Source organism: Thalassomonas actiniarum, from assembly GCF_000948975.2.
GTDB classification, from domain to species: Bacteria; Pseudomonadota; Gammaproteobacteria; order Enterobacterales; family Alteromonadaceae; genus Thalassomonas; species Thalassomonas actiniarum.
In genome coordinates, this window is the sequence record NZ_CP059735.1 from 5,313,480 (window position 1) to 5,330,206 (window position 16,727).

General features: G+C 48.6%; 14 protein-coding genes. 6 read left to right on the forward strand and 8 right to left on the reverse strand.

Features of this window, described 5'->3' with window-relative positions:
• Positions 1-193 precede the first annotated feature (193 nt).
• Positions 194-1,819: an AmpG family muropeptide MFS transporter gene (locus tag SG35_RS23205; RefSeq protein ID WP_044830489.1), complete on the forward strand. Its 1,626-nt coding sequence runs from the start codon at positions 194-196 to the stop codon at positions 1,817-1,819.
• Between the two features lie 63 nt (positions 1,820-1,882).
• On the opposite strand, the gene SG35_RS23210 is transcribed toward SG35_RS23205, so the two are convergent.
• Positions 1,883-4,450, reverse strand: a complete 2,568-nt coding sequence (locus tag SG35_RS23210; RefSeq protein ID WP_084692421.1) for an EAL domain-containing protein — start codon at positions 4,448-4,450, stop codon at positions 1,883-1,885.
• A 233-nt stretch (positions 4,451-4,683) separates the two neighbouring features.
• On the opposite strand from SG35_RS23210, the gene SG35_RS23215 reads away from it, so the two are divergent.
• Entirely contained in the window at positions 4,684-4,857 is a 174-nt protein-coding gene (locus tag SG35_RS23215) for a hypothetical protein (RefSeq protein WP_169749402.1), read from the forward strand.
• 57 nt (positions 4,858-4,914) lie between these two features.
• Here SG35_RS23215 and SG35_RS23220 read toward each other — a convergent pair whose 3' ends face one another.
• Positions 4,915-5,964, reverse strand: a complete 1,050-nt coding sequence (locus tag SG35_RS23220; protein ID WP_044830490.1) for a ketopantoate reductase family protein — start codon at positions 5,962-5,964, stop codon at positions 4,915-4,917.
• 56 nt (positions 5,965-6,020) lie between these two features.
• The gene (locus SG35_RS23225) at positions 6,021-6,905 is read right to left on the reverse strand and encodes an acetoacetate decarboxylase family protein (protein ID WP_044830491.1); all 885 of its coding nucleotides are present in this window, start codon (positions 6,903-6,905) and stop codon (positions 6,021-6,023) included.
• A 232-nt stretch (positions 6,906-7,137) separates the two neighbouring features.
• On the opposite strand from SG35_RS23225, the gene SG35_RS23230 reads away from it, so the two are divergent.
• On the forward strand, positions 7,138-8,118 hold the full coding sequence (locus tag SG35_RS23230; RefSeq protein WP_044830492.1) for a helix-turn-helix transcriptional regulator: 981 nt from the start codon (positions 7,138-7,140) through the stop codon (positions 8,116-8,118).
• 40 nt (positions 8,119-8,158) lie between these two features.
• Here the strand turns inward: SG35_RS23230 and folK are convergent, their stop codons facing one another.
• From folK to folE, 4 genes are read right to left on the reverse strand one after another with little or no spacing between them, the layout of a single operon-like run.
• Entirely contained in the window at positions 8,159-8,539 is a 381-nt protein-coding gene (gene folK, locus SG35_RS23235; protein WP_044830493.1) for a 2-amino-4-hydroxy-6-hydroxymethyldihydropteridine diphosphokinase, read from the reverse strand.
• Positions 8,539-8,889 (reverse strand): dihydroneopterin aldolase, encoded by a 351-nt coding sequence (locus SG35_RS23240; protein WP_044830494.1) that lies wholly within the window; start codon positions 8,887-8,889, stop codon positions 8,539-8,541. Before SG35_RS23240 ends, folK begins: the two co-directional genes overlap by 1 nt.
• A complete protein-coding gene (locus SG35_RS23245) occupies positions 8,862-9,611 on the reverse strand; it encodes an SDR family NAD(P)-dependent oxidoreductase (protein ID WP_236702497.1) in 750 nt (249 codons plus the stop codon). The genes SG35_RS23240 and SG35_RS23245 overlap by 28 nt, the downstream gene beginning before the upstream one ends.
• Positions 9,608-10,150, reverse strand: a complete 543-nt coding sequence (gene folE, locus SG35_RS23250; RefSeq protein WP_044830587.1) for a GTP cyclohydrolase I FolE — start codon at positions 10,148-10,150, stop codon at positions 9,608-9,610. Before folE ends, SG35_RS23245 begins: the two co-directional genes overlap by 4 nt.
• 643 nt (positions 10,151-10,793) lie before the next feature.
• On the opposite strand from folE, the gene SG35_RS23255 reads away from it, so the two are divergent.
• The gene (locus tag SG35_RS23255; RefSeq protein WP_044830495.1) at positions 10,794-11,075 is read left to right on the forward strand and encodes a hypothetical protein; all 282 of its coding nucleotides are present in this window, start codon (positions 10,794-10,796) and stop codon (positions 11,073-11,075) included.
• A gap of 336 nt (positions 11,076-11,411) precedes the next feature.
• Here the strand turns inward: SG35_RS23255 and SG35_RS23260 are convergent, their stop codons facing one another.
• Positions 11,412-12,317, reverse strand: coding sequence for a hypothetical protein (locus SG35_RS23260; RefSeq protein WP_152646442.1), 906 nt, complete (start codon positions 12,315-12,317; stop codon positions 11,412-11,414).
• Positions 12,318-12,739: 422 nt separating this feature from the next.
• Here SG35_RS23260 and SG35_RS23265 point away from each other — a divergent pair, with 422 nt between their 5' ends.
• Positions 12,740-14,845, forward strand: coding sequence for a neutral/alkaline non-lysosomal ceramidase N-terminal domain-containing protein (locus SG35_RS23265; RefSeq protein ID WP_044830497.1), 2,106 nt, complete (start codon positions 12,740-12,742; stop codon positions 14,843-14,845).
• A gap of 120 nt (positions 14,846-14,965) precedes the next feature.
• Positions 14,966-16,534, forward strand: a complete 1,569-nt coding sequence (locus tag SG35_RS23270; protein WP_084692424.1) for an endonuclease/exonuclease/phosphatase family protein — start codon at positions 14,966-14,968, stop codon at positions 16,532-16,534.
• The last annotated feature ends 193 nt before the right edge of the window (positions 16,535-16,727 follow it).

The following is a 16,727-nucleotide window of genomic DNA, read 5'->3' on the forward strand; positions in this document are numbered from 1 at the left end:
CTTTTAAGTCTTCTGTAATAAGTCAGTTATCGCCCCCATAACTGAGAACCTCCCCTAAAAACCCAGCTCAAAACAATTACTGACAGACTAATTCCCTGCAACCGCCACCTTCCCTGGCTATAAACGCAAGTCTTTGATAACCTAGCCTTCATTATTCATCCTGTCTCCAGACTTTTTCAGGTACCCGCTATTTATGTCTTCACCCCACAGCTTACGACAAACCCTGTCCTACTTTAAAGATCGCAGGTTACTCAGCATCTTTTGCTTTGGTATTGCCAGCGGTTTTCCCTGGGTGATGACAGGCTCTGCCATGAGCGGCTGGTTAACAGATGCCGGTTTAAGCCGTTCCAGTATCGGCTTATTCGGTTTAATCTTTGTCGCTTACAGCATTAACTTTCTTTGGTCGCCCCTGGTAGACCGCCTCAAAGTACCTTTATTAACCCGGTTTATAGGGCAAAGGCGTAGCTGGATCTTAGCCACCCAGCTGCTGATCATGTTGGCCACACTGCAATTAAGCCAGCTAGATGTCGTCAACCAGCTCAGCCTGATGGCCTTTTTTGGCTTAATCATCGCCATTTGCGGCGCTACCCAGGATATTGCCATCGACGCCTATCGTATCGACTTGTTGCAGGATAAAGACACAAATTACATGGCGGCCGGCTCCGCCATGGCCACCTCCGGATGGTGGACCGGCTTTGCCGGTTTAGGCAGTATCCCCTTTATCCTGGTGGATCAGCCAGACTGGCAATGGTCGCAGGTATACCTGGTACTGGCGGTGATCATGGCTATTTTAATGATCACCGCCATGGTGGTGCGTGAACCGAAAAGCAACCGCGAGGCGGTACAAGCCAAAATAGAAAAAAATTACCTGCAAGTCCTGCCTACCCAGGGCCGGCAACCGCTGGCTATCCTGCTTATTTTACCGGCCATTTTTGCCGCTATCATTTATGCCAATATAGGTTATCCCGGCTGGCCGCAGGGGGTTATCGACAGCGGTTACCGCTTTTGGCTGATCAGTGTCTTTATCCTGCTACTGCTGCTGCTTTTCAGCCAGCAGCTGACCCGCTTAAATAAGGTGGTCAACAGCCAGCTAATGAATAACGCAACGGGCACAGGGCTTGTTTCGACGCCTAACCGTACCCACCGTCTGACCGCCTGGTTACTGACCACCTTAGTTGCCCCTATCCAGGAATTTTTCGACCGCAACGGCGCCCGGTTATCGATAGCCATTTTACTCTTTATTTTTTTATTTAAACTGGGAGAAGCTTACCTGGGACGCATGTCGATAGTGTTTTACCGGGAAGTAGGTTTTTCCAACAGCGATATTGCCTATTATTCGAAAATGATCAACTGGTCGGTCACCATTATTTTTTCGCTGATCGGCAGTGTCTTTACCATACGCTACGGTATTTTAAAGGGCTTGTTTATCGGCGGCACGGCAATGGCTGCCAGCAACTTGCTGTTTTCCGTGATGGCAATTGTCGGCCCGGATAAAGCACTGTTTGCCTTTACCGTATTTGTCGACGGCTTTACCTCCGCCTGGGGTTCGGTGGCTTTTGTCGCCCTGTTATCGGTATTGTGCAACCATAGCTTTACCGCCAGCCAATATGCGCTGATGGCCTCCCTGGGCACCTTTGGCCGGGTTATGCTCGGCTCTTATTCCGGTATTATTGTCGACTGGCTAGACGGCAACTGGTCCTTATTCTTTGTACTTACCGCCTTTATGGTCATTCCCAGCTTGCTGTTCTTATATTCCATCCGTAAACCGCTAACGGTGCTGATCGAAAAGAACCAGGCACAAAACGGCAACAACTCATAAAGGTAAACAGGCTTTCCTTTGCCGGTCATTTATCCTTCCGGCAAAGGAAATAAAAATCAGGTTTTAGATTTCAGCCAGGTTTTCAACACCAATATTTTCTCCGGCGATATTAGCACTGTTTTTCCCGTAAAGTTCAAGCAGCTGTGCACTGATGCTGTCGGCATTGGCGGGTTTGCAATATAAATAGCCCTGCATCACCGAGCAGCCTTTTTTGGTGAGAAAGTCCACCTGCTCCCGGGTTTCCACCCCTTCTGCGACAATACCGAGATTCAACCCTTGTGCCATAGCAATAATGGTGGCCACTATCTGACATTCCTGCTGATCAAAAGGCAACTTACGGATAAAACCGGCATCAATCTTTAAGGTATCAAACGGCAACTGAGTCAAATAGCTCAGGGCGGAGAAACCGGTACCGAAATCATCAATAGAGTTTTTAATGCCCAGTTCATTGGCCCGGGTCAGGGTTTTACTGGCCTGTTCGATATTTTCAATCAGGCAGCCTTCGGTAACTTCCAGGGTTAATAACCTGGGATCTAAACCGGTTTCTTTTAACGCCAGTTCAATCGACTTGATCAGGTCATGGCGAAAATGCAAGGCGGAAATATTCACCGCTACCCGGACATCTTCCAGCCCCTGCTGTTGCCAAAGCTTTCTTTGTTTGCAGGCCTGGCGCAATACCCAGCGGTCGATATCAACGATAATGCCGATTTCCTCCGCCATCGGGATAAAATAGGCGGGGGAGACATAGCCCAATTCAGGGTGGTTCCAGCGCAGTAAGGCTTCAATACCCACCACCTGGCCGCTGATGCTGTCAAACTGCAACTGGTAAAACAGCTCAAGTTCATCCTGCTGCAACGCACTGCGTAAATAATTTTGCGTCAGCAAACGGTCCATCGCCACTACATTCATTTCTGCGGTATAAAGCTGGTATGAGTTTCTGCCGCTGTCCTTGGCCTTATACATGGCAATATCCGCATGTTTAAGCAAGGTATCCGTATCCTGACCGTCCTCGGGATAAATGGCCACGCCGATTGACGGGGTTACATGCAGTTTTTTCGACTCCAGCTCATAAGGCTGGCTCAACACCTTACTGATGCGCTCCACCACGGAAACCACGTCTTTGACGCAATCCATTTCCGTTAATAACAAGACAAATTCATCACCCCCGAAACGGGAAACGGTATCCCCTTCTTTAAGGCTGGCATTAAGACGGTTCGATACCGCTTTTAACAGTTCATCGCCGACTTTATGCCCCAGGCTGTCGTTGATCTGCTTAAAGCGATCTAAATCCAGGAACAGCACCGCCGCCTGCTGCCCGTTTCTGTGGGCGGTGGACAAGGCAATTTCAAACCTGTCGTTAAATAAGCGCCGGTTGGGCAAACCGGTAAGATCGTCAAAAAACGCCAGCGCGTGAATTTTATTTTCACTGACCTTACGGTCGGTAATATCGCTGAAAATGGCGGCAAACAAATGCTCGCTTTCATCGTCCTGATCTATCTGCACTATGGTCAGCCATTCCGGATAAATATCGCCGTTTTTCTTTTTATTCCAGATCTCCCCCTGCCACATGCGGTTTTGTGCAATCGCTCCCCACATTTCCCGGTAAAAAGTTTGATCATGGCGCCCGGAGCTGAGCAGGCTCGCCGGTTGCCCTATGGCTTCGGCTTCGCTATAACCGGTGAGCTTGGTAAAGGCCGAGTTCACCGATAAGATCAAACCATTGGCATCGGTCACCATAATGCTGTCGAGGGAGGCTTCGATAATTTTTTCAGCAAAATAAAGGCTTTTTTTCGACTCCCGCAGGGCATCATCGCGCTCGGTTAAAATGGTTTCCAGTTTTTGCACATAGGCAATTTCAATATCCGATAAGATATGCTGCAAAGACAAAATACCGACGATTTCACTTAAACTGTTGGTCACCACCAGGTGGCGGATATTGTTTTGCTTGATGGTGATATAGGCCTGATGCAGGGTATCTTCATCATGTATGGTCACCAGCGGATAAGCGGCATAAAACCAGGCATCGCGGTCCCGGTGCTTTTCCGCCAGAATGGTCAGCAAATCCCGCTCGGTGATAATGCCGTACTCGCCGCTTTGTTCATCTTTAACCAGCGCCGAGGAACTCTTATATTCCGCCATGGCTTCGGCGATTTTACTCACCGGCAGCTTGCCGCTGATCACAGGTATTCTGGAGTTGTAGTTATCTTTTATTTTTCTTAGCTGCAGATAATGCTCGATTCCCTGCTTTTTAATTACATCCGTTTGATTCACTATGCCTATCGCCTGCTCATTTTCATCCACTACCAGCAAATGACGTACCCGATTCCGGTAAAAGGTCATAATGATCTTTTGCAACGGGGTATCGGCCTTTATGGTCAGCACCGGCGCACTCATAAACTGCTTGATCGGGCTGTCAAAATAATCTTGTTGCTCAAAGGATAATTTAGCGCAGTCGGCTTCAGTCCAGATGCCGATCGTTTTACCGTCCTCCTCTATCAAAATAGAGCTGGTTTTATGGGTTCGGATCATTTGTGCCGCCAGACACAAAGGGGTGTCGGGCGCACAGGATAACAAGTTTTTTTGTGCCAAATGAGAAGCTGTTAATGTGCTCTTATTACTCACCAAAGTCATACGTTTATTTTCTGATACAATTTACCGCAGTGTTTTATACCAGTTTTAAAAAGCAAGAGATTTGATCTGTATCAAGACAGTTAAAATAGAGCATTCACCGTCCGCCGGGGAAAGGTTTACCCCTCCGCCAAAGCAAAGAAGAGCAAATACTGTGAAATATCTAATTTCACCGATAGCATCGGCCGATATTTTCGCCTATGATATTGGAATATAATAAGTAACTATTTAACTTTATGATAAAGTTTTTCATTTTATTGCCTATTCTGATGTGCGGTATCTGGTGGTGGTATCTGACCGAAAAGGGTTACACCGTCAAAGACGGCCTGAGGGGATTTGCTTACATTATCTCGTTCAATGCCATTATTATCGGCTTTTTTATCCTGATGATCTTTGTTACCCACAGGTGACAAGAGGTTTATTGTCACCTGTTTTAGCAATAAATTTATTGTCAAACGGCTTAGCCGTTAGCGATTTAACGCCATTTGCTGCCAAACTTCCTCGACGCTGATAGGCTCAAACTTCTCCTGGCTGAATGCCTGCCGGCAAAGTCGGTATATCGCCTTGTTATAGGGCGCCTCGACATTAAACTTATCCGCCAGCTCAAGCAGGTACCCGTTGATGCCGTCAAGCTCATTATCGCTGCGGCCATTTTGAATGATATCCTGGGCCATAGAGCTGACCACCATCTTCTTGACGTTTTTATTAAACACCTTACGCGTTAAAAACTGCGGCAACTTGGCGCTGGCGCTGATAATAAACCAGCTGGGAATATCCCCGACCTTACATTCTTTATGGCCGGAAGCTTTAACAATTTTTACCCCCTCATAAGTCAGCTGGCTGAGAATTTTCTGGAACAAAGACGGGTGATCGATTTCCCGGTACCCCAAGCCCATCAAAGTAGTAAAGGAATTGGTCAGGTTGATGATCATTTTTGACAGCGCCGCATCCTGAAAATGCCGGCTGGCAATGGCCTCGACTCCTAAATTAAATACCGAGGTGACCAGCTCAACTTCCGTTTGCAGGCTATTATCCGGGGTGCCGAAAATAAAAGGTCCCTTGGCCTGATAACCAACCACTCCGGGTTCATCAAGCCAGGCATTAAAACTGATAATACCGTAGACCAGTTTAGGAAAGTATTTTGGCAATATTTGCTGATTTTCAACACCGTTTTGCAGCCCCACCACCACGATATCTTTCAGGGCCTGCTCACCATAAACATCCAGTATCGCCTGGGACAAACCGTCTAAACTGTAATTTTTTACGCACAACAAGATAATATCCGGTTTAGGGCACTCTTTAAGGCTGGCCACCGTTTTCACCGGGGTATTTTCTGTTGCTTGCTTATGGTGCTGTAAATAGGAACTGACCCCTTTTTCTTCTATAGCTTTAAGGGTTTCCCCCTGATCTAACACATAAAAGTTTTTAAGCTTGGGGGCAAGCCAGGCGGCAATGGTAGCGCCGACGGCGCCGGCCCCGACAAGTAAAACGGTTTGTTGTTTAAATGAAGCTGGCATCACACATTTCCTGTTCTTAGCTGTTTCTCTATTGGTAAACACTTTCTCCGGCTCAGTTAGCCGGTAAAAGTAAACGGGGCCTGGTAATTTTCATTGGGCAAATCAAAGCAGGCATTCATATGATGGGCATAACGGAACTGGAACGGCTGCGGCTCAATCTTCAGTTTTTTAAGCATATCGCCGTAAGGGCCTGCACCGATTTTCAGCACACCCGGATCTGAGCCGCCCCTTTTCCATAACCTGTCCATATATTTAGTGACGTTGAAATCCCCTTTAAACTGGGTCGGGCTTTGCAGCAAGTCTTGATCCAGACGGGAGTATAGATTTGAGCGGACATCAAAATGGGTAGACTTACCTTGTGTCGGTACTTCCAGGGAAAAATAAAAGTTGCCCTGCTCGTCCGTCGCCCGGGTTTTAGATATGCCGTCCTCGACCTTGATATCTACGGTATCTACCACCTTAGGCAGGCCCCAGATCTTGTTACCGCGGATGCGGTTTTCCAGTGAGGTCACCGGCATATGGAAAACGTAATAACCAAACTTGCTAAAACCATCCATAACCATAGGCAGTACCGGAATATTAATCGCAGGATCCACCATCACGGGAATAGTCATGGCAATTTCGTTATAGGGGGCAATGCCCATAACATTCTGGTATTCATAGCAGGAGAAAGTCACTAAGGCCCGCCCTTTGGGCATAGCCACCGGCTTCATTTTCGGATGAGGCAAAAGCTTATGTGCTTGTTGATAATCACAAAGGAAAACCCCGATAGCACAGGTCACATTGCCGTAAAAGGTCGGAAACTGATAATCTTTGCTGATAGTCTCATTAAGCTGCAGCGGTTGCTTGTTTTTACGCAGGGTAAACTGCTGAAAAAAACTGTCGGTAAACAGCGCTTCATTGGCGACCAGTTCGCTCTCCAGGGTATTGTTAGGTTGCATAATATTCCTCAAATGCCCGCAGCCTTTTACCATGAGCCAAGTCACGGCAGTTAAGGGGCGGGGGTTAACATCTTAATGGTGCCAGTATCGGCAAAAAAACTGAGCAGCTAAATAGTAGATATAACCTAACCGCAAACTCACAAGAAAGTAGCCATCACCTAACGGAATGTTTATTATCAGGTTATAAAAATAACCATATTCAAATAATAACCAGGCGCCAGGATCTGCACATATGCCCGACTCACGTACACTGGACGAATTTATCAGCCACTTATACCGCTCTGCTACCCGCATTCCCCCAAACCAATACCGGGAATGGGCACTGGAACAATTAAGTCGGGTAATTGATTTTGACGCCGCCTTCTGGGGCACGGGCAATGAAGCCAGTATCAATTTTCATTATGTCACCCAGGTCGGCCTCGACAAGCAGTATGCCAAACGCTTAAAAGCCACCATGGAGATCAACCCGATACGTGATGCGGTGATCAATAACCTGGGTAAGCCGGTGGATATGTCTGAAGTAATTGATGATGAAGCTTTTTTTAACTCGCCTTTATACCGGAAGCTGTTCCGGCCCTACGGCATTAAACGTATCCTGGCCTCGGGGCACCTGGACAGTAAAAACGGCCTCTATACCTTATTAAGCCTGTATCGTTTCGACCGGGAGCATGTCTTTACCGAGCAAGAGCGGGAACTGCAACAACACCTTATTTTTCATCTGGTTTCTGCGGTATCCCATGCTTTTTTTCTGCACCTGCGTGTCGGTGATGAATTACAGCAAACGGTAGATCAGGCCACTTCCGCCATCTGCGATCAGCAAGGCTGCTTCCACGAGGTCCAGCCGCGTTTTGTTGCCCTGCTCAATGAGCACTTTCCCGAGCGCGGCACAACTTTGCCTTTTGCTTTACCTAAACTCAGCAGCAATGAAAGTAAAACCATAGAAGTCGGCCAGCTCGCGGTCAGCCTAAAGCCCATGGGAGAGTTGATTATTGTCAGCCTGCGCCCTCTGGGACCACTGGATCAGCTAAGTAAGCGGGAGCAGGAAATTGTCGAGTTTATCTGCAAGGGCCTGTCCTTTAAAGAAGTGGCCAAATCCCTTTCCCTGGCTCCATCTACTGTCTCTAACCACCTTTACCGGGTGTATGATAAATTAGGTATTTCCAGCCGCACCGAGCTGGCGCAGCTGGTCAGCGCTCAAAACAGCGAGGCGTAAATTTAAACTTAAGCTGAGGTAAAGGCTGGCTCAACTGAACTTAGTTGAGTCTGGTCACCAACTCATCGACAGCCGTTTTGACAAAATCATATTTAAAATAATCCTGATCAACGATGTCGTGATCGATTTTAACGATATCTAAGTCTATAGTGCGCGGGCCGTTTTTATTAGCGGTACGCACCCGCCCCAGCTTTGCCTCGATATCACGCAAGTAAGCTTTTAACGCCGCGGCATCAAGGGAGCTTGAAAACGAAAACGCGGTATTGATAAAATCCGCCTGCTCGGTAAAACCCACCGCCTTGGTATGCAACAAGGTCGCGATATCTGCCTGAACATCCATTTGCTTGATTAAGGCAAAGGCCTGCTCAATATGCTTTTTCGGCTCTATATTCGAGCCCACGGCAACAATATAAAGCGCCATCAGGCAGAGCGCTCGGCGGTAATGGAGACATTTTTAGCGTAACGTAATGCCCCGGGCTTGGCGATTTTCATTTTTGCGTGCGAGACGCCATCAAAGCCAAGCACCACTTCCAGCAAGATCCCCAATAAACGCTCTATGGTGTTATAACTGGAATTTTCCACCACAGATAAGATTTTTTTATTGATGGTGCGGTAGTTAACACAATCTTCGATGTCATCGCTGAGCATGGCCTTGGAAATATCAACATCAAGCCAGTAATCAATCAGGATCTTTTGCTTGTGCTCACGCTCTTCTGCCGTGATCCCCAAGATGGTATAAATTTCTAATTCTTCAACATATATGGTGGACATTGTAGATGGCTCCCTCCGTCAATATTAATGGTTTGTCCGGTGATGGAATGATTATTTTGCAAAAATTCAATCGCCGAAAATAGGTCGTTTAACGGCACTTTAGCTTGTAATAAGTTAATGTCTTTATGCTCAGGGCCGCCGTTAACGGCATCTATCGCCTCAAGTACAAAACCCGGCGCCAGCGCGTTTACCCTGATCTTAGGGGCACATTCTATTGCCGCCAGCTCGGTTAAGGTTTCCAGGGCTTTTTTGGCAATAAAATACGCCGATTTACCGGTATAACGGTGCGCCAAATTCGCATCTAAGATATTAATGATCTGCGCAGAGGGCCCGGTGTTAAGCTTGATCATTTCCTGGATCAGCAGCCAGGGGCTGGTGAGATGAACATGCATATGGGCCTGGATCTGGGCTAAAGAGGACTCAAGCAAAGCGCCCTGCTCGAATATCGAGGCATTATTGATCAGTAAATCAAGCTGCGGTACCTGGCTGCGCAGCCTTTGAAAAGCCAAAGGCAGGGTTTCTGGCTCGGCTAAATTTGCCTGCCATAACACCACCTGAACACCGTGCTGCTCCAGCTGTGTTTTTAACGCCAACGCCGCCGATTCAGATTGGTGATAATGCAGGACAAGGTTAAAACCCGCCTCGGCAAGGCGCTGGTTAAAGTAGGCACCGATACGCTGGGCGCCTCCTGTCACCAGGGCCCAGGGAGCGTTATTCATCATGCTTTAATCAGCTGTAAAAATTCCGCCCGGGTATCTTTATCTTTCATAAAAGAGCCCAGCATGCAGGAGGTTTTCATTTCCGAGTTTTGCTTTTCCACCCCGCGCATTCTCATGCATAAATGGGAAGCTTCTACCACGACCCCGACCCCTTTAGCGCCGGTAACCTCCATAATGGCATTGGCAATTTCCTGGGTCAGGTTTTCCTGGATCTGTAAACGGCGGGCATACATATCAACAATACGTGCCAGCTTGGATAAGCCCAACACTTTGCCATTGGGGATATAACCTATGTGACAGCGGCCGGTAAAGGGCAACATGTGATGTTCGCATAAGGAATACAGCTCGATATGATCCACCACCACCATAGAATCGCATTCTGAACTGAACAAAGCCCCGTTAATTACGGTATCTAAGTCCTGCTCATAACCCCGGGTCAGATATTTCAGGGCTTTTGCCGCCCGACTGGGCGTATCGACTAATCCTTCACGGCTTGGATCTTCACCTATTGCCGTGATGATGCGTTTAAATTCTTGCTCCATTGGCTGCTCAACCTGGAGATTTTCATCTGCTTCGCTGACAACAGCTTTTAATTTTTGGTCCATCATTTATCTGCTTATTGCTTTGATTTTTCCTCATAATACGGTAATTACCGGGCCGGTTCAAAGCTGAGCGGACAATATTTCATTTAAGCGACGATTTTATGACCTGAGCCTGCCCGGGACAGATATACCGGCGATGTTTGCCTTGACTGTTGCTGCCCAATAACAAGCCATCACCCCCTATTTTTATTCATATCTTTCATATAGTTGATGTTTTCGTACTGCTATCGATACAGTGCGGGCAATTGACATAAATATTAAATGCCAGCCCAGGGGGATTTTTCCGGTATTTTGTACTATCACTAACAGGTGAATTCCCCGTCAGCGGAGGTGTTTAAAGCAGAGAACCAGCAGATAGACCAAGCGCTGCCCCTAAGTGGACCAACACTCAGAGACAGCTAACCACAACAGATATATGGAGTATCCACCATGGCTAACCCTAATGATATGCCAGAGTTTCACTCGGTTAAAGCTTACCTAACAGAAAGTTTAACAGAAAATATACCAGCCCCCATCGCCAGGCAGCCAACATCAGCTTATGCAAGCAACTATAGGCCGTTAAGTCGCAAAGGAGGCAGCTGTCATGTCTGAATCAAACCTCCCCCTGACGGAGGATGCCGTCAAAAGGGAACAGCTGTCGGACGATTTTGCCAACCTGCGTGAAGACTTTAGCAAATTCAGTGAAGAATGCGCCTTCCTGTTCGATGCATTCGCAGCGATTACCCGCGAGCCCGAATGCATCACAGAGCACACCAGTGAAGGTATCAGGCACCTGTGCTATTGGCTCAAATATCAGGTTATCGGCTACCGGAAGAAAATAGAGGAAATGCAGGAGTGCTGGCGAGTGCTTAGCCGCAAGAAATAATGTTAACAACGTAAGATTGACTATGGCTTAAACGGAGCAAAAAAACGGGCGAGTTAACGGCAATAAAAGTTTCAGCTATGTCGGTGATCCGCCCGGTATCAAATGCAATCCTGGCAACCCTGAGGGGAATCGCCTCCCTGTTAGCGCATGTTAACTTAAGCGCTAGTGTTTACCTGTCCGTCACTAGCAATTCATACCTTTTATCGCTACTGGCTACCAATGCTGATGCCGTGATAATCCCCGTATAGCTGAACTTTTCATACCACAGTCTATACCCTGGTGAATAATTAACAGCAACACTAAATGCAAACAAAACCGGTATCCCCATTGCCCGGCTTAAGGCTGCTGCTGGCAAATGGTCGTATGTTGGCCGTTGGCGGCATTAAATTGATCTATGGTGGTGCCGACACAATCGGTATTGGTTTCGCTGAACCTGTCCATATCGTCATTGAACTGCTGCCTGGCAGTGGCATAGGCCTGCATCGCCTGTTCAAATGCCTGAACCGACATGCCAACAGCACCACTAAATTGCGGAAAGGGATTCGCATTTAAGAATTGCATAAAGTCCAAACCGTGACGGCCCTCGTGAAAACCTAAACTGGTATTGCCCGCCTGGACATCCGCCGCTGTCGTACCTCGTCCGTAGCCGGAAGTAGAAGCAGCACTGACACCGCCGCCATAAGTGGTCACTATGGTAATGCTGGTCGCTCCCGGACCGGTAAAGGAAGTTATCCGCCCGCCACTGGCCTGGTAATTGATGTTATAGGCAGAAATAGAAAATGACGTTTGCGCCCGGTTGGCCATGGCCGGATCGGCGCTGACAGCATCCGGTAAAAAGACAACATTGACACCGCCGGCACGCAAATTGGTTGCCCCCGCGGCATTAGCCCGGGTACCAAAAGGCTGCGGCGTTGAAATTCCCGGTATATTGACATGAGTTGGTTGCGGCGGTGCTTCCCCCAATACTTCCTGGCGACAATAATCCCTGTTTTCCTCCCCCATAATACGGATACATTCCACCAGCTCAGTGGCTTCACGATAGGGTAAGGTTGAACCCGGGTGTCTCTGCTCAGGGTTTGTCGGATCAAAAGGCAAACGCTGGATCACAGCTCCTGTGCTCTGCCCCTGCCGCAGGATGTTGCCTACCGCACGACTTTGCCCGCTAAAGGCGAAATTATCTCTTACGGGAGCTGAACTTTTAGGTGGTTGTCGCGCGTGCTTTTTCTGTAACAAGGTATGCATATTTTCTCCCTGAACTTTCATTCCTTAAAGCCAGACTCACTTTCAACAGCTTGATAAAACAAGATAGCGGCGGCATTTTTTACTATAGGCATAAAACCGTTTAAATCCACCCGGCTTCCCCTCTTTCAGCTACCGTTATGACCCCTGCCGATTAGAACAGTTAGGTCATTTTTACCATAGACCGACGATATTTTGATCAATTATCTTGTGCCGGTGACGATGTTGTCACTCTTGACGAAAAAAACGATAAAAAACCGCCAAGACATTATGTGCTCCACCCCGTGGATATAGTGCACTGACAACCCGGATTGCCAGGCATTAACAGATAAAATAAACAATAAAAAATCCTCCGGGAGCATAGGAACAGGGAAGCGGTGCAGGCTGATTATCGTTGTCCGTCAAGTCACAAAGGAATAGCAACTATGAACAAATTATTAAACAGGATCACCCGTACAGGCCTGGTGGTCGGTACCTCAATAGGCATGCTCGCCTCCCCTTTATCATCCGCTTATGCCGCCAGCAGCTGGAATATCGGCTCAGGCATCTATGACGTTACAGGCCCCGCCGCCGATGCCGGCATGGTGGGTTACGGCGATACCAGCCAGACCACCAAAGGCATACATACCCGCTTATGGTCCAGGGCTTATGTGGTTGAAAAACCGGCTAGCGGTAAGCGCATAGCCTTTGTCAGCGCCGATATCCAGAGTATCCCCCAGGGGGTCAAACAGGCGGTGGTGGCCAAACTTAAAAGCCGTTACGGCAATTTATACGACGACAGCAACGTGATGTTAACCGCCACCCATACCCATGTCGGCCCGGGGGGATATGATCATTATGTACTGCTTAACCTCAGCGCCCTGGGTTATGACGAGTTAAACTTTGATGTTATCGTCGACGGTATTTACCAGTCGATTGTCCGGGCAACCGATACCCTGGCCCCCGGCAGCATCAAGTTTAACCGCGGCGACTTGCTCGATACCAGCTACAACCGGAATATGGTGCCTTATGCCCAAAACCCGGATGCGGCCAACTACAGCCACACCACCAACAAGTCCATGAGCCTGCTGAAATTTGCCCGCGACGACGGCACCGAAATCGGCATGCTGAACTGGTTCCCGGTCCATGCCGTCTCCAACGACCAGAGCCAGCGCCTGATAAGCGCCGACAACAAAGGCATCGCCAGCCAGCTGTTTGAGCGGGATCACAACGCCGATTACAGTCAGGCATTAACCTTTGTCGCCGCCTTTGCCAACAGCAACGAAGGGGATGTTTCCCCCAACAGCGACGGGCAAAATACCCCGGGTACTAACAGTGAAAAAGCCATCGCCTCGGGAGGAAAACAATACGCCAAGGCCCGTAGCCTCTACGATAATGCCAGCATCACTTTAAGCAGCGCAGGCAATCTTGATTATCGTCATCAGTACGTGGATTTTCCCGGCTACCAGGTCAGCAGTGAATTTACCGGCTCCAGTGCTGCCACGATTTGTGAAGGCGCAGTTGGCTGGTCCATGGTGGCGGGTTCTGCCTGGGATGGTCCCACCAATATGGAAGGCGTTTTTGAAGGTATGACGGTCGACAATGAAGGCACAAGCTGGAACAAAGATGCCGGTTTATATGACAGCTACCTGGGAAAATACGCCCTTTTTGGCTGGTTAAATCTGTTCTCCGGCAGCAGCTGGCTGGCCGATGCCGATGACGACCCCTGCCAATACCCTAAACCAACTTTTGTTAACCGCGAAGCAATAGGGGCAGAGCTTTATACCACCACATTGCCATTCCAGATGTTTATCCTGGACTCTTTAGCCATAGTGTCAGTGCCGGGTGAAATGACCACCATGGCAGGACGCCGCCTGGAAGCGCACCTGTTGGGTCAGCTGGCACCGATGGGGGTCGATAAAATAGTAATTGCCGGCCTGGCCAACGCCTATACCGGTTATATCACCACACCGGAAGAGTATTCGCTGCAATATTATGAAGGCGGCCATACCATCTACGGCGCCAATACCCTGGCCGGTTATACCCAGGTTTATCACAATATGGCCAATGCCCTGGTTGCCGGCACAGCACTTGACGCCGGACCGACCCCGAAAGATTTAAGCGACGAGCAGATCATCACTAAAATCGGCGTGGTTTATGATGATAAACGCTTATGGGAAAGCTTTGGCCAGGTCACCAAAGACACCAACAACAGCTACCAATACGGCGATACCATTATGGCGGAATTCCGCTCCGGCCATCCCCGCAATAACCTGAAAACCATGGATACTTTCTTAAAGGTACAAAAGAAGGTTAACGGCAGCTGGCAAACCATCTTGACCGACAACGATATCGAAACGGAATTTCAATGGATACGCGATACCGATGCCGACTGCCTGGCCTGCTCAAATGCCAGGATCTACTGGACGCCGAGTGCCGATACCCCGTCGGGAACCTACCGCTTGAAGCATCAGGGTCACTGGAAATCAGGCTGGACCGGGAACATTTCCAGCTACTCAGGTACCTCGGATTCCTTCACCTATACCAAATAAAACGATAGGAAAACTATAAATATCAAGCAAAGCGATGATGGCCGCATAAACTGCGGCAATCATCAGCTGCTACCATGTCCCTGCCGGGACTTGCCCAAGGGATAACTTAAACAAGGATGAATGATGAAATTTAAGAAAAAAGCACTTGCCGGATTAATCGTCGGCTCATTAGGATTTTCCGCCAATGCCCAGGCCGCCTGGTATGACGATGCCTGGGACTGGATCAAGGATAATATTGCCGAGCCGGTAGTAGATGCCGGTAAGGTTACCCTGGACTGGCTCGATGCCAAGGTTATCGAGCCGATAGCAGGCCTGGCCTCCGATGTCGACGGTTATATTTCGATTTTAGAAGCCACCATGTCGGATCACGGTTATATCGACGCTTATGGCCTGGATTACAGCCCGGCGACAAATTACGCCGAAAGCAGCGGCAGCCTTGATGTCATTACCTTTAATATCAAGGGATTTCCCGAAGCCCTGAGCGGTATCTCCAACAGCCAGGCGCGCGAGCTCAGCACCATCATTGAAAGCTGGGGTGCCGATATTGTCGGTATCCAGGAAAACTGGGTGCGAACCGATGCCCTGACCGATAACCTGACCACGGCCACTTACCCGTACCGCAGCGATTACTGGGCCGGTACCCCCACCACCTTTGGCGACGGCTTATTAACCCTGTCCCCTTACCCTTTCAGCCAGAACAAGGTGCAATACCATGAGTGGAACAAGTGTCACGGCACCTTACTGGAATACCTGACAGGCGACGTTAACAGCCCGGATTGCGCCACGGAAAAAGGCTTTACCATTACCGAAGTCGAAATCGCCAAAGATTTTATCGTGCATTTTTATAACCTGCACGGCAACACCGGCGGCAATGAAGCCAATAACAAGTCAGATCTGGATCAGGTCGCGGAAATGATCCACACCTATTCCGCCGGCTCGCCGGTGATCATCGTCGGCGACTTTAATATCTACTTTGCCCGGCGGGATAAAAACCCGCACCAATATCAGCAAATGATAGATTTTAAAATTAAAACCGGCATCACCTTTACCTGTGAACAACCGCAAGCGGACGGCACCATAAAAGGCTGTGGCCGCATCGATTACATAGGCTATCGGGGCAACCCCAAATACCGGTTCAGCCATATTCCGCTGGAGGACAATCGTTTAGATCACAACAATATCAGCGACCACCCGCCAAGGCTCGGTAAACTGGAATGGGTCAATACCTATGCCGACCAGGCAGTTGTCGACTATCCGAAAATCAGCCAAAATATCGCCCTGGTCAGCGACAGCGGCAAATATCTGGTGGCAGAAGGTAACGGCGGCGGCACAGTCAATGCCGACCGCAATAGCCAGGGATCCTGGGAGTCGTTTAAGTTAAACCTGGAGCAGGCGAAATACTTTGCAGGCTGTATCCAAAGTGGCGACCTGGTCTCCATCAGCACCAATGCGGGTTATTACTTCAGCGCCCAGAGCAATGGTGATCTCGATGCGGACCGCACCGACCTGGGTTCCTGGGAGCAGTTCACCTTAATCAACCATGACGATAATTCCGGCTGCCTTGAAAACAACGATAAGGTCTCGTTTAGATCGGCGCACGGCAAATATCTCGTCGGTGAAAACGACGGTGACGCCCATGCCAACCGCAGCGATATCGGCCCATGGGAAATCTTTACTGTGAAGCTCTAATGTAGAGAGCAACCAGATAAAGTTAAACACGGGTTTATTCGCCCGTGTTTTTATTTTTAGCTGTACCTTATCGAGATTTCCCCCGGTTTAGGCACCTCTCCCCCCAGAAAACAGACAAACAAATTAACAAAAATTACATATTGTTAACGAAATCATTTTTATCTAGAATAATGCCGAACTTTCAAGAGAACTA